This is a genomic window from Mycobacterium sp. (assembly GCF_035633495.1).
Classification (GTDB): domain Bacteria; phylum Actinomycetota; class Actinomycetes; order Mycobacteriales; family Mycobacteriaceae; genus Mycobacterium.
Genome location: NZ_DASQEU010000054.1, coordinates 1 through 25,351, shown reverse-complemented (window position 1 = coordinate 25,351; position 25,351 = coordinate 1). Strand labels below are relative to the sequence as shown.

The following is a 25,351-nucleotide window of genomic DNA, read 5'->3' as shown; positions in this document are numbered from 1 at the left end:
TCGAAGCTCGTCACGGTTGTCAGTCCTCTCTAAATTCTTCGCTCGTCACGGGTGGCGGGCTGAGCTCGGTCAGCCGAAGACCAGTGTCACGAGTTTGGCCAGGCCGAGGTCGACCCCGCCGATCAGCGCCACCATGAACACCAGGAACACCAGCACCACGATCGTGTAGCTGATCATTTGCTTGCGGTTGGGCCAGATCACCTTGCGCAGCTCGGCGACGACCTGCTTCAGGAAGTTCCAGACGAACGCGAACGGGTTGCTGCGGGATTCGCCGGGCTTCTTGGCGGTCTTCGGCTTCTTGCCGTCGCCGTTCTTGACCGAGCTGGTCTCGGCGGCAGGCGTGTCGCCGCCAGTGGTCTCACGACGCGAACGCTTGCCGGTGGGCCGCTGCGGCCGAGTGGCGACCGCGGTCTGGCTGCGGGTGCCTGCGACGCCGATGTCGTCGCCTACCGAGTCGATGTCGTCGTCCACGGAGTCCACGTCATCGACGTCGGAGTCGATGTCGTCGACTGGGGAGCCGGCACCGTCGCGCTCGTCGCTCACCGCATGCCTTTCGTCAGGTTTGGTGGTCACCTTCCAGTGTCCACACTCTTCGAGTATTCGCCTTCAGCAGGGGCGACAGGACTTGAACCTGCAACCTGCGGTTTTGGAGACCGCTGCTCTGCCAGTTGAGCTACGCCCCTTCACGGTTGGCAGGCCAACCTGCGTGCCGGGGCTTACACAACTCACGCGCTCTCCGATCGGCCGATCAGTAACCGACGGACAGCGCGCTTGATTGGGAAAAACCCCGAGGACCGAGTGTACATCGGCCCTGTTCCGAGTTACTAATCCTTGACTGCGGAGCGCACGACCTGGCCACTTTCCGCGTCCCACTGCACCTGGATCGAGTTGTCACCCTCGTGCCCCATCAGCGTCGTGAAGGCCTCCAGCACGATCTCGTCCTCGGCGTTCATGCAGACACTGCGGGTGAGCACGATGTCGGCCCCGAACCGCTCGACGACGGACAGGATCTCCAGCGACGCGTGAAGGCTCACACCGACCTGGAGGGGCCGGTGGAAGACGAACTTCTGGTCCACCTGGACGATCTGCATGGTGGTCAGGCCGACGTCGACCTTGCGGAAGAAGTCCTGCTGCACGAGCAACGCCAGGATCGACGGGAAGGTCAGCGACGCGATGATGTTGTCGTGACCGAGCTCGGCGGCCGCGTCCTCGTCGAACGACGCCGGATCGTCGGCCTTGATCGACCGCGCATACTGACGGACCTGTTCTCGACCGATCATGAAGCTCTCGGGATAGTGGTGAACCATCCCCAGGACGTCAGCGTTGAGTGGCACCTCTACGCCAGCTTCGCGGTCGCCGTGGCGCGACCGAAGATCTTCTTGCCACCGGTGGTCGCCGAGAGTGCGATGACGATCGACTTCGCCTCAGCGTCAACCGATTTCACGCGTCCGTTGAAGACGATCTCGGCGCCGACGCCATCATTGGGAACGGGCACGACGGCGGTGAACCGCACGTTGTACTCGGTGACCGCGGCCGGGTCGCCGATCCACGACGTGACGTAGCCGCCACCCAGACCCATGGTCAGCATGCCGTGGGCGATCGCCGTGTCCAGGCCGACCTGCTTGGCGATCTCGTCGTCCCAGTGGATCGGGTTGAGGTCGCCGGACACGCCGGCGTAGTTGACCAGGTCCATCCGGGTCAGCGGAATGACGCGCTCGGGAAGTTCGTCGCCGACCTTCACAGAACTGAATTCACGCAGTGCCATTGGAAAAACCCTCTCCGGTGTCATCCGAACGACCCGCCAAGGTCGTGTATGTCTCCTGCACGGCCTCACCGTTGTCGTTGGTGATGATGTTCTTCGTCACGATGATGTCCGTACCGTGCGCCTGCCGGTACGCATGCACGTAGACGTCGCAGTACAGACGGTCGCCCACCTTGATCGGCAGCAGGAACTTCAACTCCTGGTCGACCTGAACGATCTGCGCGTCGGTGATGCCAATGTTCGCGTTGGCGAAGAAGGCGGTCTGCGCCTGGTAGCCGAACACCGAGATGAAGGTCAGCGGTGCGGGCAGCGAATCATGGCCGAGATCCGACGCGGCGCCCTCGTCGAAGTAGGCCGGATCCTCGTTCTTCACTGCGACGGCGTACTCACGGACCTTCTCGCGTCCGACCTCGTAGAAGTCGGGGTAGCGATAGTGCATCCCGATGATGTTGGAAGACAGCGGCACGGATTCAATTTCCCCATCGTCAACCACGAGCCGAAGCCCGTGGGCCGTCCGCTAGCGCGATTCCTTGTGCGGCCGGTGCGTTCCACAGTTCGGGCAGAACTTCTTGAGCTCCAGCCGATCGGGATCGTTGCGGCGGTTCTTCTTCGTGATGTAGTTGCGGTGCTTGCACACCTCGCAGGCCAAGGTGATCTTGGGCCGTACGTCTGTACTCGAGGCCACGTCAGTCGTCCTTCTTCGTTCACTTGCGTTGTCGTCTTGTAGCGGTGGGGGGGCTCGATCCCCCGACCTCACGATTATGAGTCGTGCGCTCTAACCAGCTGAGCTACACCGCCATGCCGGGCACCACACCATCCCAGCTTCTCCCGTCGCTGCGCTCGCCCTGGCGGGTCCACCGAGCCCCCTAACGGAATCGAACCGTTGACCTTTTCCTTACCATGGAAACGCTCTACCGACTGAGCTAAGGGGGCAGTCTCTGGTTCTACGTGCAACGATGCATCATATCGCCCACGTTGCCGCTTGCGTGAGCGAGCAATGCGTGACCGAGTGTCGCTTTAGTCGCGTGAACCACGAACGAAAACGATACATCACGAGTGGGCAATCTTAGAATCGCGTTGGAGAGGCGAGCGGACTAGGGATGACCTGTGCAAACTCGCGTGGCGCATGAGAACGCCCGCAGTCCTCAAGTCGGTGCTATCTGGTCTCCGACGGCGCGCGTCGTCAACGTGAAAAGAAAACGTGGGCGTGGACGTACTCGTCTTCCTTCCTTGCATGGGCCGAAGCTGATGCAGGGGTTATGCCCGCGTCTTCTTGAGCGGGCACCTCCCTATAGGCGGGCCCGGTACACGACGGAGCGGCGAATCACTGGGCTGCCCGCGGCACAACACGGGGCGATATATCTGTCGGTGCCGCGCGCGAGGATGTGGGCATGCGCCAGATCAAGGACCCGGTAGTGGCGGCAGCCCCGGCAGGGGTCCGAATCCGAACTCGAATACGTTGCACTGCGGAGGAAGCGCAGGCGTTGACCGAAATGGGGACGTTTCTCGGGTCGACATACCGGGGCGAGCTAGTGGAGCGGATTCAGTTGGGCCGCTTAGATCGCACGGCCCACGCCGTGTGGCGCGCAGAGCGCAAGCGGGCTTTGACTGGGGTGTCTTCATCGAGGTGGGCGGGGTCGATCACTCGTGCCGTGGAGGACCAGTACCAGCTATGCATGCGCGGCGTCGTCGCGCATGCCGCAGATTTGCGTACCGCGATTGATGTGCTGGCGCAGCGGTGCGCTCTGCGTCCGGGTGAATCGGCGCCGATCGTCGGCGACGCCGAGGCCAGGAGTAGTCGATCGCGCCAGCGGCGCGGCTACCGCACTCCCGCTGAGCGGTTCGCCAGGACACGGCGTCTGGCCACGCTGCGCGGTCGACTTGTTGCTGCCGAGAACGGCTGTGCGACGGGGAGGCCGTCGATCGCAGTGGGAGGAAAACGCCTGTGGCACAACCGGAACAACCTCGATGCCACTGATATGTCCAAAGAGCAGTGGCAGGAACGCTGGGATGCGGCGCGGTTCTTTCTGACCGCGGACGGCGAGTCGGGCAAGCCCGGTGGCAACGAAACAATCCGTGTCGACGAAGAGGGTCGATTACACATCAAGACACCCGCGGGGCTGGCATCCCGGCTTGGCTCGCACGTATTCGTCGAGGCGTCGATACGGTATCGCCATCGTGGCGATGAATGGGCTGACCGTATCGCGGGCCGCCGAGCGGTGCGTTACGACGTCAGCTACGACCCGGCAGCGGACCGCCGGTACCTCGACGCGTCCTGGAGGACCGCATCCGCTCCCGTGCCCCGGCTCCATGAACTCCGCAACAGACCGGTGGTGGGCGTGGACCTCAATGCGGGCCACATGGCGGCCTGCGTGCTCGACCGTTCAGGTAACCCAGTCGGCGAAGCGGTAAGCATCGAGGTCGTCACCGCGGGGTTGGCGGCGTCACACCGTGACGGGCTGACACGCGCAGCGATCACGAAGCTCCACGACTACGCCCACCAGCACGACTGCGCGGCGATCGTGATCGAGAACCTTGACTTCGCCGCTGCCCGGGCCGCGGGCCGAGGAACGCTTGGCAGCGGCCAGCACGGGAAACGATTGCGCCGCTGCTTGGCTGATATCCGCACCGCCCGCTTCCGGAATCGGCTGATCGGCATGGCGACGCGTCGCGGTATCGCCGTGATCGGTGTGGACCCCACGTACACCAGCCGCTGGGGAAACCAGCACTGGCGTAAACCCCTTCAACAGCAGACTTCCGATCCATCGACGGTCACCGGCCACCATGGCGCGGCCGCCGCGATCGGCTGACGCGGCCTTGGGCTGCGGATCAGGCGACACCCGGCAGGACCCCGCACCGGACAGAGGACCGCTGCGGGCACGCCACCGGGCCGGCCGATCGGTAGTCCAGACCGCGCGGGCAGTGCAGAACTCGTTTCTGCTCGCACATCAGGATCGGTACATTCTCCCCGGTAGCCTCGCCAAACCGCTTCGTAGCGGCCGGTTGCCACATCCTCCGAGAACGGGGGCACCGCGAAGGTGGGCAGGGGGCCGGGCCCTACTGTTGGGACATGGCGAGCCCAACCGACCAGGACCGTTTGTACTTCAAGCAGCTGCTGTCCGGCAGCGACTTCGCGGCGAACGACGTGATCGCCCAGCAGATGCGTAACTTCGCCTACCTCATCGGCGATCGCGAGACCGGCGACTGCGTCGTCGTCGATCCGGCGTACGCCGCCAACGACCTGCTCGACGCCCTCGAGTCCGACGGCATGCATCTGTCCGGCGTCCTGGTCAGCCACCACCACCCCGACCACGTCGGCGGCTCGATGATGGGCTTCGAGCTCAAAGGTCTGGCCGAACTGCTGGAGCGGGTCAGCGTGCCGGTACACGTGAACACCCACGAGGCGGACTGGGTCTCCCGGATCACGGGCATTCCGCTGAGCGACCTGACCTCGCACGAGCACGGCGACAAGGTCGCGGTCGGCGACGTCGAGATCGAGTTGCTGCACACACCTGGGCACACCCCGGGCAGTCAGTGCTTCCTGCTCGACGGTCGGCTTGTCGCAGGCGACACCCTGTTCCTGGAGGGGTGTGGACGCACGGACTTCCCCGGTGGCAACGTCGACGACATGTTCCGCAGCCTGCAAGCGCTCGCGCAACTACCCGGCGATCCGACGGTCTACCCCGGTCACTGGTATTCGGCGGAGCCGAGCGCCTCGCTGTCGGAGGTGCGGCGCACCAACTACGTCTACCGGGCGAGCAGCCTGGACCAGTGGCGCATGGCGATGGGCGGCTGAGCAGGCGCATCCATGATCCGAAATAGCGCGAGGGCTCACAGCCTGCGCTAAGTTCGGTTCGCAGCGCCCTCGGGGCGCAGGATCGGGGAGGACCCTGCGATGACGACACCGCCCACACCTGCCGATTGGTATCCCGACCCCGAAAACCCCGCTGGCCTCCGGTACTGGGATGGCACCAGCTGGACCGAGCACCGTTTGCCCGCCGCCCCGGCCGCGGAGCCAGTCGTGCAGGCCGACGAGTTCCCGGCCAGCGAACAGGCGACGTCGGTCGTGTCCCTTCCCGAACAACCGACGGCCGACCCGCCGCACGGCGGAGCGCACCGCGTCCCCGACGCAGGGCAGGAACCGCCCGACACCGCGTCGTACACGCCCACGCCCAGCCAGCCGTACGACACGCATCCACCGACGTCGTGGGACGCGCCGATGCCGTCGTGGGACGCGCCATCGACCGCTCAGTCTTACGAGCCCCCGCCCACCCAGTCATTCGAGGCGGCTCCGTTTGCCCCGCCTCCCGGCCCGCCAGGACCGCCCGCACCGCCGACCGGCCCATCCGGTGACGGGCCCAACAAGAAGCTGGTCATCGGAATCCTCGGCGGCGCAGCGGCCATTCTGCTGGCCCTCGTCGTGGTCATCGTCCTCCTGGTGATGCGCCGAGACGAACCGACGGTGACCACGTCGCAGTCCACGCCGTCCTCGACTTCTGAGACCACGTCGAGCGAGACCACCTCGGAGAGCTCCTCCGAATCCTCGGCGACCGAGTCGCCGACTCCGCCACCTACTGGCGCCGAGGGCAGCGACGGTGACTACACCTTCTCGGTCGCAGGCACTGAGACGGGCGACACCATCACCTCCAACGTCAGCGATGCCGTCCAGACGACCGCCGACGGCCTGTTCTACGTCGTCTACGTCAACGTGTCCAACACCGGCACGTCGCCACTGACGTTCGTGGCGACGTTCCAACAGCTCAGCGCCGCGGGGCAGACCTTCCCCCTCGACGACGAGGCCACCGCCTTCCTGGGCGGCACCATCGCCGACATCGCCCCGGGCGACAAGGTCGAGACACCGCTCGTGTACGACGTCCCGGTCGGCACCGCGCCGGACTCCATCATGTTGCGGGCCGACCCCCTCAGCCCGGGAGTCCAACTACCGCTGCAGTGAGACCCTCCTGAAACCGACTCCGTCGGCGGCCGACGTGACCGCAACTTCGCGAACCACATCGTCACGGCCCAAAGCCAAACTCAGCATGCAAGGATCTCGTCTGGTGATCCAATTGACGCAGCTGCCGGTGCCGGGAGGGGACGCTACCAAGTCCGCGAGGCAGCGCGGAGTCGTGGCAGGGCCTATTGGAAGGCGATCAACTCACCTGTCACGGCAAAAGTCCCTACGGCCGCGTCTGGTCGCGCCCCTCCGAACCGAACGCAAATGCTACGAACAACCTCGGCTCAAGACCGAGCAGGTGCGGCGACAGGTGACCCTGTTCATGGAGCCGCACCCCACCGACTAGCACGTCGTCGAGCTGGTCGTGAGGAACTTCGGACAGACCGCCGCCCACGACATACGATTCGACTTCGTCAACCATCCGACGGTCGCCGCGTACGAGGACGCCCCGATCGACGGCCCGCCCGAAGAAGTCCGGCCTCTGGAACGAGCGGAAGACCTTCGAAACGAAGTTCCGCCTCGACTGGGCAACGTTTCAGCCGGTGCAGAGCATCGAGCTGATGACCACCCACGATCTGGCCAATCGCGAGAAGCGGAAGCTCGAACTCCTGCGGAGCGTGCTGTCCTACTTCCACTACGCGTCCAAGGAGACCCAGCCCGACGTGTTCCGAGCCGAGATCGACCGGATGAACAAGGCCGTCGCGGAAACCCAAGACCGCTGGCGCACGCGACAACTGGATCAGACCACCGAACTCGACGTCCCCTGGATCCAGAACGGGGTGGCTGGCCGTCATTCCGCCCGCATGGGCTAAGTACGATCGGCTCGAACCGCATCCAAGGGAGAGTCGATGACTAGCACCGTTGCTTATGAGCAGACCGAGTCCGTCGCCACGATCACGCTCGACGACGGCAAGGTGAACGTGCTGTCACCTGCGATGCAGCAGAACATCAACCAGGCACTCGACCTGGCCGAGAAGGCCGCGAGCGACGGGGAGGTCAAGGCCATCGTGCTCGCAGGCAACTCGCGGGTGTTCAGTGCCGGCTTCGACCTCAGCGTCTTCAACTCCGGCGATGTTGCCGCCGCACTCGGCATGCTGTCCGGCGGCTTCGAACTGTCGATCCGGCTGTTGAGCTTCCCGGTGCCGGTGATCATGGCGGCGACGGGTCCCGCGATCGCGATGGGCTCGTTCCTGATGCTCAGCGGTGACCACCGCGTCGGCTCGCCGAGTTCGCATTGCCAGGCCAACGAGGTCGCGATCGGCATGGTGCTGCCGATCTCGGCGATCGAGATCATGCGAAACCGTCTGACGCGCTCGGCCTTTCAGCGCGCCGTCGCCATGGCGGAAGTGTTCACCGGTGCGGAGGCCGTCGCCGCCGGCTGGCTCGACGAGATCGTCGAGGATGGAAACGTATTGGCGCGGGCACATGACGTCGCCTCCGCCGCTGCAGCCGGTTTGCACGTCAAGGCCCACCGGGCCAGCAAGCTGAAGGCCCGTAAGGACGCGATCGCCGCCATCCAGGCCGGTATCGACGGGTTGCCCGTCGAGTTCGCCAGCAGCTAGACCTCTCGAGGCGGTCGTCACGGCCGCAGTGAGTAGCTGTTCCCGAGGTCGTCCTGGATGACTTGGGCGTCGCGGGTGCTGGTGTCCACGCAAATGGGGCAGTCGACGGTGCGCGGTTGATACCGCCAGCCGGCGGGCAATTTCAGCCGGCTGGCGAGTCCGGGCAGGTCGGCCAGGGACAGCTCGGGATCGACAGTTTGGCCGTACGTTTGCATCACCCAGCTTCGCCCGTCCGGGTCGATGAGTTCGTAGACCTCGCGGCCGGCGTCGAACGTGAAGACGGCATGGCGCGCCACCGTGTTGACCGTGAACGGCGCGGGTTTCATCGACGACAGCTGGACGGTGGCCTGGCGGATCATGTCGATGCCACCGAAGGTAGTGGTCACCGGTGTGCCCTGAGCAACCTTTTCGATGCTGCTCATCAGCCAATACCGCGGGCCGTTCAGCAGGGCGAATTGAGCGCCGTTCTCCTGCGCGATGGCCTCGGCGTCGAGCTTCGACCACAACTCGTGGGGACAGTCGTTCAGCGGGAATGTGTTGTATACGGTCGCCTCCGGCCCCGACTCGCCGAGTTGCACCAGAAGTACTTCGCCATAACGCTTTCCGAACACATCGTCAATTGATCTGTCAGACACGAGGCACGGCCCCCTTCGCATCAACTCCGGTTCATGGACTATGTCCGGAGCTTATACCGCAACGGAGGGGTGTGACCGCTTCGGCGTTTCTACGGCGAAATTCGCTATGAGGCGGGCAATTACATGTATCCCCACGGCCCCATGACGGCTGCGACCTAGCGCGGCGGCTCGTCGAGTTGCCTGACCGCTGCGACCAACTGACGCACCTCGGCCGGTGACGGCTGGAGTTCGTAGGAGTGATGGTGGCACGCGCGGCTAAGGCCGTCCCATGCCCGCTTGGCACGGTGCCCTTCCTCGGGATCGTCGCGGGTGGACAGCGCGACGAGTTTCGAGGCGGTCGTCGGCCGTTGCGGCGCGGTCACCGCCCACGGACTTTGCTCGTCCAGCCAGTCTTCGAATGCGCTGCGCGCCAGCAGGGCCGCGACACGGGCCGACGGCGCACCGAGTGCGACGGTGCCGTCCAGAATCTGTTCGGCGTAGTCCAGCAGTGCCGCGCGATCGCTCATCAGGTGGTCTTGGCGAGGTCTGCGACGGTGGCCCTGACATTCTTGATGGCCTCGACGAAGTCGTGCACCCCTTCGTGCACGCCCCTGTTGACCACACCGAGGGTGACCTTGTGTGCAACGCGGCCGTCAATCCACTTGTCCACCGCCGCAGTGTCATTCGCGTCCGAACCGAGCGCCAGGGCGATGCGCATGCGGATGGTGGTCGCCGCCTCCCACTGTGCTTCCAGATCGAAGCTCGAGGAGCCCTTGGCGAACCCGCGCGACGAGTGGACATCCCACAGCGTCGCCTCCAGCGCCTCCCGGCACAGGACCCCGACGGCCTTCTTCTTCACCTCGTCCGGCACCGCCTCGTCGCGGGCGATCTTGTAGGCGTCGTCGAGCGCCCGTGTGGCGGGGTTGAGCGAATCATTCACCGTCACGACCGAATTGGCGCTGCGGGTCACCTCGATCACGCGGGCCTTGGTGCTGGAGCGTCGGATCGCGGCGGGCAGGCGGTCGTCATGAGTGAACACCACGACCTGCCGATCGACCGCCAACCGGGCCAGCACCTGCAGAAAGCCCTCGATCTTCGACGGGTCCATCGCCTGAATGGGATCGTCGAGCACCACGAACCGGAACGGGCTCTCGTCAGAGGTGGCCCGTGGAATGAAGATCGCCAACGCCAGCGCCTGCAACTCGCCCTGGCTCATCACGCCGAGCGCCTCCGTGTCGGTGCCGTCGACACCGGCGCGCAACTCGACTCTGCGGCTGGTCTTCTGCCCCTCGAGCCTGATCGCAGCGAGATCGACGTTGCTCTCCTGCCGCAGTGCCGCCCAGATCTCCCTCGCCTTGTCTGCCAATGGCGCCATCCGCTCGTTGCGAAGCGTTGCGGCGTTCTCCTGCAACCACTTCTGCGCCTCGACGGCGATCTTCAGCTTCGGTGCGGCCGCCGCACCGGCCTCGGCACTCTTCAGCCACGCGGCCAGCTCGACCGCCACCGGGTGCCAGGCGTCGTCACGGACGTTGATGAGCCCCGCCGCCTCCTGCCGCAGCGCGTCGTAGGCCGTCCGCAGACCGGGCAGGGCCGACTCGACGTGATCGGCGAGCGCAACGTCGTTGTTGACCGGCAATGCCGAAAACGTCTCATAGGCAACGCGTGCCGCCGCGATGGAGGTCAGCCCGGCATCCTCGGCTGGTGGCGCCTGTGCCGCGCGGACGTGTGCGGCCAGGGTCTGACGCGCCCGGTGCGTCGCCGACCGCGCCACCCGCAGTGAACTGGCGGCCTCGTTCTCCGTGGCCAGCGCGGCGCGCGCCCGCTCGACCCAGGCGTCGTCCAGCGTGCTCTGGGCGCACACCGGGCAGGGCTGCGTGCCGTGCCGATCGTGGAACTCCAGGCTGGTCTCCAGGAATTGAACCCGGTCGGCGGCGAGCGCGTCCGCCGTCCGTTCCGCGTCGGCCTGCTCGCTGGCGAAGCTACGCAGCGCAGCGCAGGCCTCCCCCACCTCGTCGACTTCCGGGGCGGTCAACGCCGCGGCGTGGCGCCACGCGGCAGGTGCGGTCGACGCGGCGCTATCGGTGATCAGCGGGGCGACCGCCACGAGGTCCGGCTTCGTCTTCGCGATCAACGCCAAGGCCGTCGCGGCGCGAGGGTCGTCGTGGGCCTCCAACGTCGGCCGCAACGCGTCGCGGGCCTTCTTCTGGACGGCGCCCGGCTCCTTCAGCGTCTTGACCTCGGCGTCGAGACGGGCCATCGCGACGGTCAGCTGTTCGAGACCCAGCAGCTTGTACAGCTGGTCGTAGAACTCGCTCTGCGTGCCTTCGAGGATGCCGCCCAACTCGTCGTAACTGAGCATCGGCCTGTGCATCGCGAGCGCATTCGACCAGCCGAGGACTTCGGGGTCCTCCTGTTTCTGCCCCGCCCGTTGGACCCAGCGCTTCATCTCGGTCACGGGGACTTCGCCCGCGGGCCAGTCGACACCGACAACGGTTGCGCCGCTGCCCTGTTCGGCCATGGTGATGCGGATCTTCGCAGGGTCACCCGCGTGCAGGTTGCGCCAGACCTGCGACCACACCTTGCCCTTGTTCACCCATCGCGAGTTGATGCCGGTGAGCGCGAGCTCGAGGCCTTCGGCCAGCGTCGACTTGCCCGAGCCGTTGCGTCCGGCGACGACCACCAGCCCCGGGCCGGGCTGCAACCGAACCGCGACGTTGGCGCCGATGCCTCGAAAGCCCTGGACCGCAATCGAGGTGAGGTAGGCCCCGACGGGAACCTCCTCGGCGGCCTCGGGGGCGTTGAGCGCATCGATGACCTCCTGCGAGGTGGTGTCGTCGCTGAGCACCTCGGCGAGGTCGTCGGGATCTCCGAAGGCGGCGAGCACGACCAGTCGGGCTTGCTCGCTCAGGTCGTCGTCATCGTCGGCACGTTGCAGGACGTAATCCCTGAGCTGTTCGTCGGCCATCGCGAACGACCCTAGGCGTTGGGCGCCTTGCTGACCAGATTCTCCAGTTCACCGAACACACGCTCGAGTTCGGCGACGAGCCAGGTGTCGTTCCTTTCCTTGAAGACCGCCAGCAGCGACCGGTAGTACCAGAGGTGCTCCTGCGGATCGCTCACGTTGAACCGTTGCCACAGGTCGGACCCGTGATCACGATAGTCCCGCAGAATGGCGCGGGCGTTGTCGAGCTTGTCGGCCAGCGACACCAGTAGGGTCGCCTCGGACGCCTCGGCCAAGTGATCGACGTAGTGCTGCTTGCGCTGCCTCCACGGCGGCTTGGGCGCCACGTCGGTGTCGCTGCACTCGTCGACGATGGTCGCGACGTCGTCCCCGAACTTCTCCCGGATCTCGGCCAGAACCGGCGCACCGCCCTGGTCTTCGACGGCGTCGTGCAGCAGACCGGCAATTGCCTGCGTCTCGGTGCCACCACCCTCGATCACCAGACTGGCCACCGAGACCAGGTGACCGACGTACGGGATGTCGCCGCCCTTGCGGGTCGCCGTCCGATGGAGGCTCGCGGCGTACGCGAGGGCCTCGTCGAAGCGGGCTGACAGGCGCGGGGGCATGTCCTCACCGTGGCACAGGGGTACGACACGTCGAACCCCACTGAGCAAACATCGCGGCATTCTCCGGACCGCTGTCGGGGGCGCCCCCTAGGCTGGCTTCAATGGCGCTTCACCTCCACCGTGCCGAACGGACGGACCTACTTGCATACGGTCTCGGCACCCTGCTCACCAAACCCCTCCACGATCCCTTCGCGATGGAACTCGTCCTGGTGCCCGCCCGCGGCGTCGAACGGTGGCTGAGCCAGCGCCTGTCCCACGTGCTGGGGCGCGGCGCAGGCGCCGACGGTGTCTGCGCAGGCGTCGAGTTCAGGAACCCGCATTCGCTCATCGCCGAGATCACGGGGACCGCCGACGACGATCCGTGGTCGCCGGACACGATGGTGTGGCCACTGCTCGAGGTGATCGACGAGAGCCTCGACGATCCGTGGTGCCGCACGCTGGCCACCCACCTCGGTCACTTCGACGTCGGCGAGGAGAAAGAACTCCGCCAGGGCAGGCGCTACGCCGTCGCGAGACGGATCGCAGGGCTCTTCGCGTCCTACGCCAGCCAACGTCCAAATCTGCTCGCCAACTGGCTGGAGGGAAACATCGCCGGGCTGGACGGCGACCTCGACTGGCAACCACCGCTGTGGCGCGCACTTGCGGGCCGCATACCCGCCGATCCCCCACACGAACGGCATCGGAAAACCGTTGCCCGGCTTCGGGAGTCGCCGACGGACCTACCGCCGCGACTGTCGTTGTTCGGACACACCCGGCTGCCGGTCACGGAGATCGAGTTGATCGACGCCCTCGCCACGCATCACGACGTACACCTTTGGCTGCCCCACCCCAGCGACGATCTGTGGCGCGCCCTCGACGATCTCCGCGGTGCCGTGCCACGCCGAGCGGACACCAGCCACCGCAGGGTCGGCCATCCACTGCTGGCCACCCTCGGCCGGGACGTGCGCGAGTTGCAGCGGAGCCTGCCCGCCGAACTGCACACCGACGAGTACCTCGGTCATCCGGCTGGCGCCCGCGACTACCCGGCCAATCTCCTGGGTTGGCTGCAGTCCGACATCGCCGCGAATGCCGTTCGGCGACAAGGCCGTGCGCTGTCGACCGGTGACCGCTCCGTTCAGGTGCACGCCTGCCACGGGCCGGCCCGTCAGGTGGACGTGCTGCGCGAAGTGTTGCTCGGCCTGCTCACCGACGACCCCACTCTGGAGCCGCGCGACATCCTGGTGATGTGCCCGGACATCGAGACCTACGCACCCCTGATCAACGCCGACTTCGGGCTGGGCGACGTTCTTCGTGGCGCCCACCCGGCGCACCGTCTGCGGATGCGGCTGGCTGACCGCTCACTGGTCCAGACCAACCCGCTGCTGGCAGTGGCGTCGCAACTACTCGACCTCGCGGGCCGCCGCGCAACGGCCAGCGAAGTACTCAACCTCGCGCAGACGGCGCCGGTGCGCGCCCGCTTCGGGCTCACCGACGACAACCTCGAGGACATCACGCGATGGGTCCGCCAGTCGAACATCCGCTGGGGTTTCGATCAGGAGCATCGCCGGCCCTACGGCGTCGACTTCGTCCACGACACATGGCGTTTCGGTCTGGACCGGGTGCTGGCCGGTGTCGCGATGTCCGACGACGCGCATGCCTGGATCGGCGCCACCCTGCCGCTCGACGACGTCAGCAGCAACCGCGTCGACCTGGCCGGGCAACTCGCCGAGTTCGTCGACCGTCTGCAGCGCACCGTCGAGGCCCTCTCCGGGGCGCAGCCGCTGCACGACTGGCTGGCCGCACTGACCGACGGCATCACGATGCTGACCCGTGTCAGCGATGCCGACGCCTGGCAGACCAGCCAGATGGAACGCGAGTTCGGTGAGGTGCTCGCCGATGCGGGTTCCCGCGCCGCCACGGTCCTGCGCCTGCCCGACGTCAAGTCGCTCCTCGGCCGCCATCTCGCCGGCAGGCCCACCCGCGCCAACTTCCGCACCGGCACGTTGACTGTCTGCACCATGGTGCCGATGCGGTCGGTCCCACATCGGGTGGTCTGCCTGATCGGCCTCGACGACGGGGTGTTCCCGCGCCGCGGCGTGATCGACGGCGACGACGCGCTGGCCCGCAACCCGATGACCGGCGAGCGCGACACCCGTTCGGAGGATCGCCAACTGCTGCTCGACGCCATCGGGGCGGCGACCGAGAAACTGGTCATCACCTATACCGGGGCCAACGAGTACTCGGGGCAACCGCGTCCACCCGCCGTGCCGCTGGCCGAGCTGCTGGACACCCTCGACACCACGACCACGGGCCGGGTGCGCGACCAGATCGTCGTCCATCATCCCCTGCAGCCCTTCGACATTCGCAACGTCATGCCGGGCCGGCTGGTCCCGGAGGTGCCATTCACGTTCGACCCCACCGTGCTGCGAGCGGCCCGCGCGAGTGCGGGCGAGCGGTCGGAGCAGCCGAAGTTCGTGGCGGGTCCGCTGCCCGCACGACCGGCCGACGACGTCGTGCTCGCGGATCTGGTGGGCTTCTTCAAGGATCCCGTCAAGGGCTTCTTCCGCGCACTGGAATACACGCTGCCGTGGGACGTCGACGGCGTCGAAGATGCGATGCCCGTCGACATCGACGCGCTGGAGGAGTGGGCGGTCGGCGATCGGATGCTCTCGGACATGCTGCGCGGCATGTCGCCCGATGACGCCAGGCATGCGGAGTGGCGTCGCGGCGCGCTGCCACCCGGTCAACTGGGCTGGCGCAAGGCGACCGAGCTGAAGCACCAGTCGAGCTTGTTGGCACAGGCGGCCGACCCGTACCGGAACGTCACTGCACACGCCGTCGACGTCGACGTCGACGTCGGCTCGGGTCGACGCCTGACCGGCACGGTGTCGCCCGTCTTCGGCAAGGGGATCGTTTCGGTCACCTACTCCAAGCTCGACGGCAAACACCTGCTGGCGTCGTGGATTCCCTTGTTGGCCCTGTACGCCCACGAGCCGGGCACCGACTGGTCGGCGATCTGCATCGGGCGACCCAAGCGCGGGACGACGCCGCGCCAGCGCAACCTCGGACGGCCTCAGGGGTCGGCCGTCGAACTGCTGCGGGATCTGGTGGCGATCTACGACGCGGGGGCACGCGAACCCCTGCCGCTACCCCTCAAGACCTCCTACGCCTGGGCCGAGGCGCGGCACGGCGGCGACGACCCCGAACGCGCCGCGTCGTTCCGCTGGAAGTCGAACATGTATCCGGGCGACGACCGGCAACCGGCCCACGTCCGCGCCTGGGGGCAGGGCGCCTGGCTGAGGGAACTGATGCAGCCGCTGCTCCCCGGTGAGGAGTTCGACGGTGAGGACAACCGTCTGGGCGCCTACGCCGGGCGCCTCTGGCTGCCGATGCTGCGCGCGGAAGTGAGCCAGTGATGGAACCCTTCAACCTGCGGGGCCCGTTGCCCGCCGCGCACTCCACGACGGTGCTGGAGGCCAGTGCCGGCACGGGAAAGACGTTCGCCCTCGCCGGTCTGGTCACCCGCTACGTCGCCGAGGGCGAGGCGACGCTGGACCAGATGCTGCTCATCACGTTCGGCAGGGCCGCCAGCCAGGAGTTGAGGGAACGCGTGCGGTCCCAGATCGCCCAGGCCGCAGCCGCTTTCGACGATCCGCCGGTCGCGGGCGGCAACGAGGTGGTGGCGCACCTACTGGAGGGCACCGACGAGGAGCGCGCTGCGCGACGCGAACGGCTGCGCGACGCCCTTGCCGGTTTCGACGCGGCCACCATCGCCACGACCCATCAGTTCTGCCAGTTGGTCCTCAAGTCGTTGGGCGTGGCCGGCGATTCCGATGCCGGAGTCCAACTCGTGGAGAGTCTCAACGACCTGGTCACCGAGATCGTCAACGACCTCTACCTCGCGCACTTCGGCAACGAGCGCGAGGATCCGGTGCTGAGCTACCGCGACGCCCTCACCCTCGGAAAGGAGGTGGTCAACCATCCGGCCACCGAACTGCGGCCCCGCGATCCGGCCCCCGATTCGCGAGCCGCCGTCTGCATCGCGTTCGCCAATCACGTTCTGGCCGAGATGGAGACGCGCAAGCGGCGACAGGGCATCCTCGGGTACGACGACCTGCTGACCCGACTTGCCGCGGCCCTCGACGCGGACCGATCCCCCGCCGGGATCCGCATGCACCAACGATGGCCGATCGTCATGGTGGACGAGTTTCAGGACACCGACCCCGTGCAGTGGAAGGTCATCGACCGCGCCTTCAGCAAGCGCTCGACCGTGATCCTGATCGGCGACCCCAAACAGGCCATCTACGCGTTCCGCGGTGGCGACATCGTCACCTACCTGAGCGCCGCCGAGACCGCCGGCGACAAGAGAACCCTGACGACCAACTGGCGCAGCGACGGTGTGCTCGTCGACCGGTTGCAGGCGGTGCTGCGCGGCGCCGAACTGGGGAACCCCAAGATCGTCGTCCACGACGTCGCGGCGGCGCGCGAGGGCCATCGGCTGATGGGGGCGCCGTGCGACGATCCCTTCCGCCTGCGCGTGGTGGAGCGGAAGACTCTCGGCCGCAGCGGAGTTCAGAATCTCGCGATCGGCGACCTGCGCGACCACATTGGCAGGGACCTGGCGGCCGACGTCGGCGCGTTGTTGGCCAGCGGCGCCACCTACGACGGCACACCGGTGCAGGCGCGCGACGTCGCGGTGATCGTGGAGACGCACAAGGACGCGCGGGCCTGCCAGCGCGCACTGGCCGAGGCGAGCATCCCGTCGGTGTACACCGGCGATTCGGACATCTTCGGCTCGGAGGCCGCCGACGACTGGCTGGCCCTGCTCGAGGCGTTCGATCAACCGCACCGAGCCGGCGTCGTACGCGCGGCCGCTGCGACGATGTTCTTCGGCAAGAGTGCGCAGGATCTGGTGGAGGGCGGCGACGCGCTGACCGACGCGATCGCGGAGACGTTGCGGGAGTGGGCGGGTCATGCCCGCGAACGCGGTGTCGCCGCGATCTTCGAAGCAGCGCAGCTCGCGGGCATGAGCGACCGGGTGCTGTCCTGGCGCAACGGCGAGCGTCACATGACCGATCTCGCGCACATGACGCAACTGTTGCAGGACGCCGCGCACCGCGAGCGGTACAACCTGCCCGCGCTGCGCGACTGGCTGCGGGCCGAACGCGACGGCGGCAGTGCCACCGAGCGGAACCGACGACTCGACAGCGACTCCGCGGCCGTACAGATCATGACGGTGTGGGTGAGCAAGGGATTGCAGTACCCGATCGTGTACCTGCCGTTCGCCTTCAACCGCTGGGTGCCCGATCCGGAGATCATCCTGTTCCACGACGAGGACACACGGTGCCTTCACATCGGCGGCAAGGACAGCCCCGACTACCACGCGGTGGAGGCGCAGGGTCGCGCGGAAGCGGCGGGTGACGACAGCCGGTTGACCTACGTAGCGCTGACCCGTGCGCAGTCCCAGGTGGTGGTGTGGTGGTCCTCGGCGCGCGACGAACCGAACGGCGGATTGTCGCGGCTGCTGCGGGGGCGTCGCCCCGGTGAGTCCGTCGTCCCGAACCGTTGCGTACCCGCCAAGATCAGCGACGCAGACGCCCTGGAACGACTCCGCGCGTGGGAGGCGGAGGGGGGACCCGTACTGGAGCGGTCGGTGCCGACGATGGTCGCGTCCCCGCCCGCCGAACCGGCGCCGTCAGACCTTTCGGCCAGGCACTTCCATCGCAACATCGACACGACGTGGCGGCGAACCTCCTACTCGGGTCTGATCCGCGTGACCGAAACACCGGGTGTCAGTAGCGAACCGGAGATCGTCGAACTGGACGACGAGGTCGCCGACATTGCTCTGATCCAGACCCCCATCGGGCCCGACGTGCCGTCGCCGATGGCCGACCTGCCCAAGGGCGCCAAGTTCGGCAGCCTGGTGCACGCGGTCCTCGAGACGGCTGATCCGTTCGCCGCGGACCTCGAGGCCGAGTTGGCCTCACGGATCGGTGAGCACTCCGTGTGGTGGCCGGTGGACGTGCCCGCCGCCAACCTCGCAGCCGCGATGGTCCCGATGCACGACACTCCGCTCGGGCCGCTGGCGGGCGGGTTGACGCTGCGCGAGATCGGACTGCGAGACCGGTTGCGCGAGCTCGACTTCGAGTTCCCGCTCGCCGGTGGCGATCTCGGCGCGACGGCCCCGGAGATCCACCTCAGGGACGTCGGCCGGTTGGTGGCGCAGCACGTGCGGCCGAAGGATCCGCTGTCGTCGTACGCCGACCGCCTGATGGGCGCCGGACTGGGTGACCAGCCGCTGCGGGGCTATTTGAACGGATCGATCGACGTGGTACTGCGCATTTCCGACGGTGACGGGTGTCGCTACGTCGTCGTGGACTACAAGACGAACTGGCTCGGAGAGGACGACAAGCCCTTGACCGCAGCAGATTACGGCCGCCCCCGGCTGGTCGAGGCGATGCTCCACTCCGACTACCCGCTGCAGGCGTTGCTCTACAGCGTCGTGCTGCACCGATTCCTGCGGTGGCGCCAACCCGGTTACGACCCCGAACGCCACCTCGGAGGGGTGATGTACCTGTTCCTGCGCGGCATGTGCGGTCAGCAGACTCCCGTGGTCGACGGCCATCCCGCGGGGGTGTTCGACTGGCAGCCCCCGGCGGCGCTGACCGTGGCGATGTCGGACCTGCTCGATACGGGGAGGGCGGCGTGACCTCTGCCGAGACCGTCGACGAGGCCGACTGGCGCCGATCGGCCGGTGCGTCGGGACTGCTGCGAACGTTCAACGACGCGGGAGTCATCGAATCGTCGGATGTGCTGGTCGCCCAACGCCTCACCGCTCTCGCAGGCGACCCCGACGAGCGGGTCGCACTGGCCGTCGCGTTCGTCGTGCGTGGGTTGCGGGGCGGCTCGGTGTGCGTCGACCTGAGCTCGGTCGCCGCGCAGGTCGACGACCCCGACCTGCCCTGGCCGGCTATCGATGACTGGACGGCGGCCGTCCACGCGAGCCCGCTGCTGGGCCGTCCGCACGTGTTGCGCCGCGAGGGGAACCTGCTGTATCTCGACCGGTACTGGCGGGAGGAGGACCAAGTCGCCAAGGACCTACGGGCGATGTTGGGTGGCGCGCCGATCGAGTCGAGCACCGACCTCGAGCGACTGTTCCCCTCCGGTTACGAGGAGCAGCGGCGGGCTGCGGAAACCGCACTGTCACAACGACTCACGGTGCTGACCGGCGGCCCGGGGACGGGCAAGACCACCACCGTGGCGCGACTGCTGGCATTGTTCGCCGGACAGGCGGGCTCGGCACCGCGTCTGCGGATTGCGCTGGCGGCGCCGACCGGAAAGGCCGCCGCGAGGCTGCAGGAGGCCGTGCAGATCGAGATCGACGAGCTCGAACCCGCTGACCGGCAACGAATCTCCGGTCTGCGAGCGACCACTCTGCACCGGCTGCTGGGGAGTCGGCCGGACAATTCGTCACGGTTCCGGCACCACCGGGGCAACCGGCTGCCCCACGACGTGATCGTGGTGGACGAGACCTCGATGGTGTCCTTGACCATGATGGCCCGGCTGCTCGAAGCGGTGCGGCCCGAGGCTCGACTGTTGTTGGTGGGCGACCCCGACCAGCTGGCGTCGGTGGAAGCGGGCGCGGTGCTTGCGGACCTGGTGGACGGTCTCGGAGCCACCGAGGGCACGGCGGTCGCCGCGCTGCAAACGTCGCATCGCTTCGGGGAGTCCATCGGCGCGCTGGCCTCGGCGATCCGCGACGGAGACGCCGTCGCCGCGCTCGAGGTGCTGCGGGCCGGTGGTGACCACATCGAGTGGGTCGACGTCGAGGACCCCGTCACGGAACTCCGCAAAGTGCTTCTGCCGCAAGCGCTTCGATTGCGCGAAGCCGCGGTGCTCGGCGATGCGTTGACGGCGCTCGAGACACTGGACGAACACCGCCTGCTGTGCGCCCATCGCCGCGGGCCCTACGGGGTGCAGCACTGGAATCGGCAGGTCGAGCGGTGGCTCGCCGAATCGACCGGTGAGCCCATCTGGTCGGACTGGTACGCGGGTAGGCCGGTGCTCGTCACGGCCAACGACTACGGGCTGGGTCTGTACAACGGCGACACCGGCGTCACCGTGGGCGACCCGGACGGGCTGCGAGCGCTCATCGGCAGTGCTGTTCAGCCGCTGTCATTCGCGACGGGCCGACTGTCCGACGTCGACACGATGCACGCGATGACGATCCACAAGAGCCAGGGCTCGCAGGCGTCCGAGGTGACGGTGCTGATGCCGCCGGTCGACTCGCGACTGTTGACGCGCGAACTGTTCTACACCGCCGTCACGCGGGCGAAGGCGAAGGTGCGCGTCGTCGGATCGGAGGCGTCGGTGCGGGCAGCCATCGACCGTCGTGCGGTCCGGGCCTCCGGGTTGGCGCTTCGACTGCAACGGCCCTCCCGGGACTGACCCGAATGCCCGCCTCGTAGCGAATTCGCGCTACGGCCGCACGGGGTGCCTGCTGAGGATCGACACCCGGTTGAACGCGTTGATGGCCGTCGCCACCCAGATCACGGCGGATAACTCGTCGTCGGTGAGAACCTCGCGCGCACGGGCGTATTCGCGGTCCGCGGTGTCGTGATCGGGCAGCGTCGTGGTGATCTCGGCCAGCCTCAGCGCGGCCTGCTCGCGCGCGTCGAACAGCTCGGTGTCGCGCCAGACCGACAGCGTCGCCAGCCGCTTCTCGGTGACACCGGCCGCGACGGCACGGTCGTGATGCACGTCCAGACACGACGGGCAGCCGTTGATCTGCGACACGCGCACGTTGACCAGTTCGGTCAGGCTGCGCGGCAAGCCCGCTGCCCTGGCCGACTTGGAGACGGCGGTCGCCACGGCCACCAGCGCGTGGTAGGACTCGGGCGTCTGCTTGTCGATGTGTACGTGCTCGGTGTCCATCGCGCGCCTCCAACGTCCCGGTAGTGTCGGGTCGATCGTACGGAGCGGGAGGGAACGGATGACTGACGAGACCGTGGCGCCGGGCGACTCGGAGTTCACCGTCTCCGTCGACGGAAAGACCGTGGGGCGTATGACCTTCTTCGAGCGCGACGAACAGCGGGTGTTCCTGCATACGGAGGTCGACGAAGCCTACGGCGGACGGGGACTGGCGACGCAGCTGATCACCCAAGGCCTGGCGGCGACGCGAGCCGAGGGATGCGCATCGTCGCCGTCTGCCCGATGGTGGCGGCCTACGTCCAGAAGCACCACAAGTACGACGACATCGTCGACCGCCCGACGCGGGAGATCATGCTGTCACTGCAGTGACCGTTGCCGCCCCAGCGAATTCGCTCGTAGGCGGGCACGGTGACCTGTCTACCGAGCGAGCGGATGCGGGTCCCGATGATCGGCCAGCCAACGCTCCTCGACGCGCTTGACGCGATGATGCTCGAGCGCGATGAGGATCGCTCCTGCGGTGACGAGTGCACCGGCGATGAAACCCAGCGGCAACTGCCATTGCGTGGCGTTGTACGCCGTCGCCGCGAGGAACCCGGCGATAGTGACGGTGCCGAGCATGATGAGCCCGAGACCGGGCAGCCACAGTGTGTCGATGAACGATTCGCCGGCATGCGGCTGAGTGGTTCGGGAGTGATCCACGGGATCGTGATGCGCACCCTTCACGAGAATCTCCCTTCCTTGCAGAGATGCCCTCAGCGTACGCCGATTGTGAGCTGGATCACATAGCGGCGGTTTTCCGCGCCAGCACGCCGTGCCTCCGCGACAAGTACGCCGCGACGGGACGGCCCGCGACGACCAAGGCCGCGCTTCTCGCCCGCGCCATCCAGGACGGTCTGATCGACGTCAACGACCTATGACGCCTCGGGCGCGCACGATCTCCTCGACCTGCCGCGCCGCCACCAGGGGGTCTTCGTGCTCCCAGATCCTGACGCTGACCCAGCCGGCAGCGGCCAGCCGCCCGTCGGTGTCCCGGTCCCTGGCCCGATTTCCCTCCACCTTCTCGGCCCAGAACGTGGCGTTCGCCGACGCGACGGTGTGATGTTCGGGACAGCCGTGCCAGAAGCAGCCGTCGAGGAAGACCGCGACCTTCGCCCGCGGGAACACCAGATCGGCGGTCCGCCGCACATCACGAAGCGGTTTCGCCGACACCCGATAGCGCAACCCCAGCGCATGCACGGCAGACCGCAGCGCCAGCTCGGGTTTGGTGTCGCGGCTCTTGTTCGACTGCATCCGCGCCCGAGCCTCCGGCGACGACGCCCATGAATCTGCCATGGACTCCAGCCTATTGACGGCGCGCCGCCCCACCTGCCCGAACTCGACGACGACGCTGCATACGATCGGTGGGTGAGCAGCCCCGCCGACTCGCCTCACGCCACGACCCGCGGGTCCGCGGTCGGCCAAGCCGTCGGGTTCGAGCGCTTCCGCACCCGCAACGGCACCTACGAACGCATCCTCGCCCGCCGGGACGGCAGGCAGACCGCCAGCGTCATGGCCGGCTACAACGGCACCGATGCCCGACCCACCTGCGCCGACGAAGCCGAACGCGCCTGGCTGCAGAGCAGCGTCGCACCACCGTGCGGCGCCGCCCGGAACTCGGTGCGCGCCGTCGACCTATTCTCGGGCTGCGGCGGGCTGTCGATCGGGTTGGCCGAGGCGGCGCGTGCGCTCAACAGGTCGTTCGAACCGGCGCTCGCCGTCGACGTCGACGCGGTCGCGGCACAGACCTACGCCGCCAACTTCCCGTCGGGCACCACCCTCTGCCGCGACGTCGACGACGTGCTGCCCGGCCAGGTCGGCTCGCGCCTCACCTCTGCCGAGCGGATGCTGGCCAAGCGCCACGCCGACGTCGACGTGCTGGTGGGCGGGCCGCCATGTCAGGGCCACAGCGACTTCAACAACCGCACCCGCCACGCCGACGACAAGAACGAGCTGTACCGAACCATGGTCCGGGCAGCGGAAGTGCTTTCCCCCCAACACATTCTGATCGAGAACGTCCCGGGGGCAGTCAACGACCGGCGGGCCGTCGTGCAACGCACCGCCGACGCCCTCGACGAACTCGGGTATCACGTGTCGATCGGCGTGATCGACCTCAGCGAGATCGGCGTACCCCAGCGCCGCCGCCGGCTCGTCCTCATGGCCAGCCTCACCCACACCACCACCGTCGGTGAGGTCGCCCACCGGCACCGCCGCGACGGACGCACCGTGGCATGGGCTTTCCAGGACCTGGAGTCGCAACCCGAACCCGCCAGGCTGGTGGACAAGGTCGCCAGGTCGGCACCGGCGACGCGGCGCCGCATCGACTACCTCTTCGAGCACGGCGACTTCGACCTGCCGGACAGTCAACGTCCCGCCTGTCACGCGGACGGCGGCCACAGCTACAAGGCCATCTACGGACGGCTGGCCTGGGACCGCCCGTCGCAGACCATCACCACCGGCTTCTACAGCATGTGCATGGGCCGCTACGTGCACCCGAGCCGTCGTCGCACCATCACCGCGCACGAAGCCGCACGGCTGCAATACATTCCGGACTGGTTCTCGTTCAACGACGTCACCCAGCGCACCGCCCTGGCCCGGATGATCGGCAACGCCGTGCCGTCGCGGTTGAGCTACGCCGTGGCGTTGGAATGGCTGCGGTGACGTTGAAGGTCGCCGGGTTGTTCGCCGGCATCGGCGGGCTCGAGCTCGGCATGGCTGCCAGCGGCCACCACGCCCAGCTGCTCGTCGAGAACTCGTCGGCCGCCATGCACGTGCTTCGCCGACGGTTCCCAGACACCAAGATCGAAGCCGACGTCCGCGACGTCGCCACCGTGCCGAAGGGCACCGACCTCCTCGTCGCGGGCTTTCCCTGCCAGGACCTCAGCAGTGTCGGGCGCAAAGCCGGAATCGTCGGCGCCCGAAGCAGTCTGGTCGGCGAGGTGCTGCGACTGCTAGAGGACGGCGACGTGCCGTGGGTGGTGCTCGAGAACGTGCCGTTCCTCGTCTCGCTGGGCCGGGGGGCGGCACTGCGGCTGATCACGAGTGCGTTGACCGAACTGGGTTACCGGTGGGCGTACCGCGTCGTCGACACCAAGGCATTCGGGCTCCCACAACGGCGCAACCGGTGGTACCTCGTCGGGTCCCGGGTCGGCGACCCGCGCGACGTGCTGCTGGCCGACGACTGCGAAAAGCCCGCCACCGCAGCCGTTTACCCGGAGGTGGCGTGCGGGTTCTACTGGACCGAGGGCATGCGCTCCTTCGGATGGGCCGTCGACGCCGTGCCACCGATCAAGTGCGGGTCCTCGGTGGGGGTCCCCTCTCCCCCGGCGATCAGACTGCCGTCGGGTTGCTACGTCACGCCCGATCTGCGCGATACCGAACGGCTGCAAGGCTTCCCCGTCGACTGGACCGCGCCCGCCGACGAGGTCGCCCGCCGCGGCGAACGCTGGCGCATGGTCGGCAACTCCGTCAGCGTGCCCGTCGCGGCGTGGATCGGCAGGCGGCTCGCGGACCCCGGCCGGTACGACCCCGACGGCGACGCGCCATGGACGGGGACCAAGTGGTCGCGCCGCGCGGCGTGGTCGGACCTCGACGGCCTCGTCCACACCGCCGACGTCGGACCGTGGCCGGTGTGGGACGCCCGCCTACCCCTGGTGGACTTCCTTCAGTTCCAGGGCAAGCCGCTGTCGGTGCGCGCCGCGTCGGGGTTCCTGCGGCGGACCGAGAAGGGCACGCTGCACTTTCCGCCGGGGTTCGTCGACGAACTGACGGCGTACACAGGTCGGGTCGGCGCCGGCCCTAGGCCTAGTACTACAGTTGTAGATCGGGTTCATTGGTGCTTTGACCTGCGTTGATAGTGGCAGGCGCGGGCGGCGGCTTGGTGTCTTCGTCGCCAGATCGACCATGCCCAGACGGTGTCTGTGGTAGCTGTTCTGGTGAGGGTGAG

The 25,351-nt window shown here is 67.5% G+C and carries 22 protein-coding genes, 3 tRNA genes and 2 pseudogenes; 12 read left to right on the top strand and 15 right to left on the bottom strand.

Annotated features, from left to right (window positions below; genetic code table 11):
• Positions 1-69: 69 nt before the first annotated feature.
• The 8 genes from secE to VET27_RS08250 all read right to left on the bottom strand — a co-directional run bounded on the left by secE (position 70) and on the right by VET27_RS08250 (position 2,695).
• On the bottom strand, positions 70-543 hold the full coding sequence (gene secE, locus VET27_RS08285) for a preprotein translocase subunit SecE (protein WP_526516934.1): 474 nt from the start codon (positions 541-543) through the stop codon (positions 70-72).
• Positions 544-610: 67 nt separating this feature from the next.
• Positions 611-683: transfer RNA gene (locus VET27_RS08280), tRNA-Trp, on the bottom strand.
• 141 nt (positions 684-824) lie between these two features.
• On the bottom strand, positions 825-1,334 hold the full coding sequence (hadC, locus tag VET27_RS08275) for a (3R)-hydroxyacyl-ACP dehydratase subunit HadC (protein ID WP_526516920.1): 510 nt from the start codon (positions 1,332-1,334) through the stop codon (positions 825-827).
• A gap of 2 nt (positions 1,335-1,336) precedes the next feature.
• A complete protein-coding gene (gene hadB, locus VET27_RS08270) occupies positions 1,337-1,765 on the bottom strand; it encodes a (3R)-hydroxyacyl-ACP dehydratase subunit HadB (protein WP_526516918.1) in 429 nt (142 codons plus the stop codon).
• Positions 1,752-2,228, bottom strand: a complete 477-nt coding sequence (hadA, locus tag VET27_RS08265) for a (3R)-hydroxyacyl-ACP dehydratase subunit HadA (RefSeq protein ID WP_526516916.1) — start codon at positions 2,226-2,228, stop codon at positions 1,752-1,754. Before hadA ends, hadB begins: the two co-directional genes overlap by 14 nt.
• Positions 2,229-2,279: 51 nt before the next feature.
• Positions 2,280-2,447: a 50S ribosomal protein L33 gene (gene rpmG / locus VET27_RS08260; RefSeq protein ID WP_526516914.1), complete on the bottom strand. Its 168-nt coding sequence runs from the start codon at positions 2,445-2,447 to the stop codon at positions 2,280-2,282.
• Positions 2,448-2,486: 39 nt separating this feature from the next.
• A tRNA-Met gene (locus VET27_RS08255) sits at positions 2,487-2,560 on the bottom strand.
• Positions 2,561-2,622: 62 nt separating this feature from the next.
• Positions 2,623-2,695 (bottom strand) — tRNA-Thr (locus tag VET27_RS08250).
• A 743-nt stretch (positions 2,696-3,438) separates the two neighbouring features.
• Here VET27_RS08250 and VET27_RS08245 point away from each other — a divergent pair.
• The 5 genes and pseudogenes from VET27_RS08245 to VET27_RS08225 all read left to right on the top strand — a co-directional run bounded on the left by VET27_RS08245 (position 3,439) and on the right by VET27_RS08225 (position 8,278).
• Positions 3,439-4,572, top strand: a complete 1,134-nt coding sequence (locus VET27_RS08245) for a nuclease/transposase family protein (protein WP_526516912.1) — start codon at positions 3,439-3,441, stop codon at positions 4,570-4,572.
• Positions 4,573-4,832: 260 nt separating this feature from the next.
• The gene (locus VET27_RS08240; RefSeq protein WP_526516910.1) at positions 4,833-5,558 is read left to right on the top strand and encodes an MBL fold metallo-hydrolase; all 726 of its coding nucleotides are present in this window, start codon (positions 4,833-4,835) and stop codon (positions 5,556-5,558) included.
• A gap of 99 nt (positions 5,559-5,657) precedes the next feature.
• Entirely contained in the window at positions 5,658-6,716 is a 1,059-nt protein-coding gene (locus VET27_RS08235) for a DUF2510 domain-containing protein (RefSeq protein WP_526516908.1), read from the top strand.
• Between the two features lie 346 nt (positions 6,717-7,062).
• Positions 7,063-7,528 (top strand): annotated as a pseudogene (locus VET27_RS08230) (DUF8453 domain-containing protein); the annotation flags it as partial.
• A 36-nt stretch (positions 7,529-7,564) separates the two neighbouring features.
• Positions 7,565-8,278 (top strand): crotonase/enoyl-CoA hydratase family protein, encoded by a 714-nt coding sequence (locus tag VET27_RS08225; RefSeq protein WP_526516906.1) that lies wholly within the window; start codon positions 7,565-7,567, stop codon positions 8,276-8,278.
• A 17-nt stretch (positions 8,279-8,295) separates the two neighbouring features.
• Here the strand turns inward: VET27_RS08225 and VET27_RS08220 are convergent, their stop codons facing one another.
• From VET27_RS08220 to VET27_RS08205, 4 genes are all read right to left on the bottom strand, one after another.
• A complete protein-coding gene (locus VET27_RS08220) occupies positions 8,296-8,934 on the bottom strand; it encodes a hypothetical protein (RefSeq protein WP_526516904.1) in 639 nt (212 codons plus the stop codon).
• A gap of 134 nt (positions 8,935-9,068) precedes the next feature.
• Positions 9,069-9,419, bottom strand: coding sequence for a hypothetical protein (locus VET27_RS08215; protein ID WP_526516902.1), 351 nt, complete (start codon positions 9,417-9,419; stop codon positions 9,069-9,071).
• Positions 9,419-11,857, bottom strand: a complete 2,439-nt coding sequence (locus tag VET27_RS08210) for an AAA family ATPase (RefSeq protein WP_526516900.1) — start codon at positions 11,855-11,857, stop codon at positions 9,419-9,421. Before VET27_RS08210 ends, VET27_RS08215 begins: the two co-directional genes overlap by 1 nt.
• A gap of 11 nt (positions 11,858-11,868) precedes the next feature.
• The gene (locus tag VET27_RS08205) at positions 11,869-12,459 is read right to left on the bottom strand and encodes an HD domain-containing protein (protein WP_526516898.1); all 591 of its coding nucleotides are present in this window, start codon (positions 12,457-12,459) and stop codon (positions 11,869-11,871) included.
• 101 nt (positions 12,460-12,560) lie between these two features.
• Here VET27_RS08205 and recC point away from each other — a divergent pair, with 101 nt between their 5' ends.
• The 3 genes from recC to recD are packed head-to-tail and all read left to right on the top strand — an operon-like array spanning position 12,561 to position 20,886.
• Positions 12,561-15,854, top strand: coding sequence for an exodeoxyribonuclease V subunit gamma (recC, locus tag VET27_RS08200; protein WP_526516896.1), 3,294 nt, complete (start codon positions 12,561-12,563; stop codon positions 15,852-15,854).
• Entirely contained in the window at positions 15,854-19,147 is a 3,294-nt protein-coding gene (gene recB, locus VET27_RS08195) for an exodeoxyribonuclease V subunit beta (protein WP_526516894.1), read from the top strand. The genes recC and recB overlap by 1 nt, the downstream gene beginning before the upstream one ends.
• Entirely contained in the window at positions 19,144-20,886 is a 1,743-nt protein-coding gene (gene recD, locus VET27_RS08190; RefSeq protein ID WP_526516892.1) for an exodeoxyribonuclease V subunit alpha, read from the top strand. The genes recB and recD overlap by 4 nt, the downstream gene beginning before the upstream one ends.
• 30 nt (positions 20,887-20,916) lie before the next feature.
• Here recD and VET27_RS08185 read toward each other — a convergent pair whose 3' ends face one another.
• Entirely contained in the window at positions 20,917-21,372 is a 456-nt protein-coding gene (locus VET27_RS08185; RefSeq protein ID WP_526516890.1) for a carboxymuconolactone decarboxylase family protein, read from the bottom strand.
• Between the two features lie 58 nt (positions 21,373-21,430).
• Between VET27_RS08185 and VET27_RS08180 the strand changes: the two are divergent.
• A pseudogene (locus VET27_RS08180) lies at positions 21,431-21,738 on the top strand (GNAT family N-acetyltransferase).
• 48 nt (positions 21,739-21,786) lie between these two features.
• Here the strand turns inward: VET27_RS08180 and usfY are convergent.
• Complete coding sequence (usfY, locus tag VET27_RS08175; protein ID WP_526516888.1) at positions 21,787-22,092, bottom strand: protein UsfY; 306 nt, start codon at positions 22,090-22,092, stop codon at positions 21,787-21,789.
• Between the two features lie 23 nt (positions 22,093-22,115).
• Here usfY and VET27_RS08170 point away from each other — a divergent pair, with 23 nt between their 5' ends.
• Positions 22,116-22,286, top strand: a complete 171-nt coding sequence (locus VET27_RS08170) for a LuxR family transcriptional regulator (protein WP_526516886.1) — start codon at positions 22,116-22,118, stop codon at positions 22,284-22,286.
• On the opposite strand, the gene VET27_RS08165 is transcribed toward VET27_RS08170, so the two are convergent.
• Positions 22,273-22,701 carry a very short patch repair endonuclease gene (locus tag VET27_RS08165; RefSeq protein WP_526516884.1) on the bottom strand — a complete coding sequence of 143 codons (429 nt, stop codon included), beginning with the start codon at positions 22,699-22,701 and terminating at the stop codon, positions 22,273-22,275. The two genes, VET27_RS08170 and VET27_RS08165, sit on opposite strands and share 14 nt — an antisense overlap.
• Positions 22,702-22,773: 72 nt before the next feature.
• Here VET27_RS08165 and dcm point away from each other — a divergent pair, with 72 nt between their 5' ends.
• Positions 22,774-24,066 (top strand): DNA (cytosine-5-)-methyltransferase, encoded by a 1,293-nt coding sequence (gene dcm / locus VET27_RS08160; protein ID WP_526516882.1) that lies wholly within the window; start codon positions 22,774-22,776, stop codon positions 24,064-24,066.
• Positions 24,054-25,259, top strand: coding sequence for a DNA cytosine methyltransferase (locus tag VET27_RS08155; protein ID WP_526516880.1), 1,206 nt, complete (start codon positions 24,054-24,056; stop codon positions 25,257-25,259). The genes dcm and VET27_RS08155 overlap by 13 nt, the downstream gene beginning before the upstream one ends.
• Positions 25,260-25,351 lie beyond the last annotated feature (92 nt).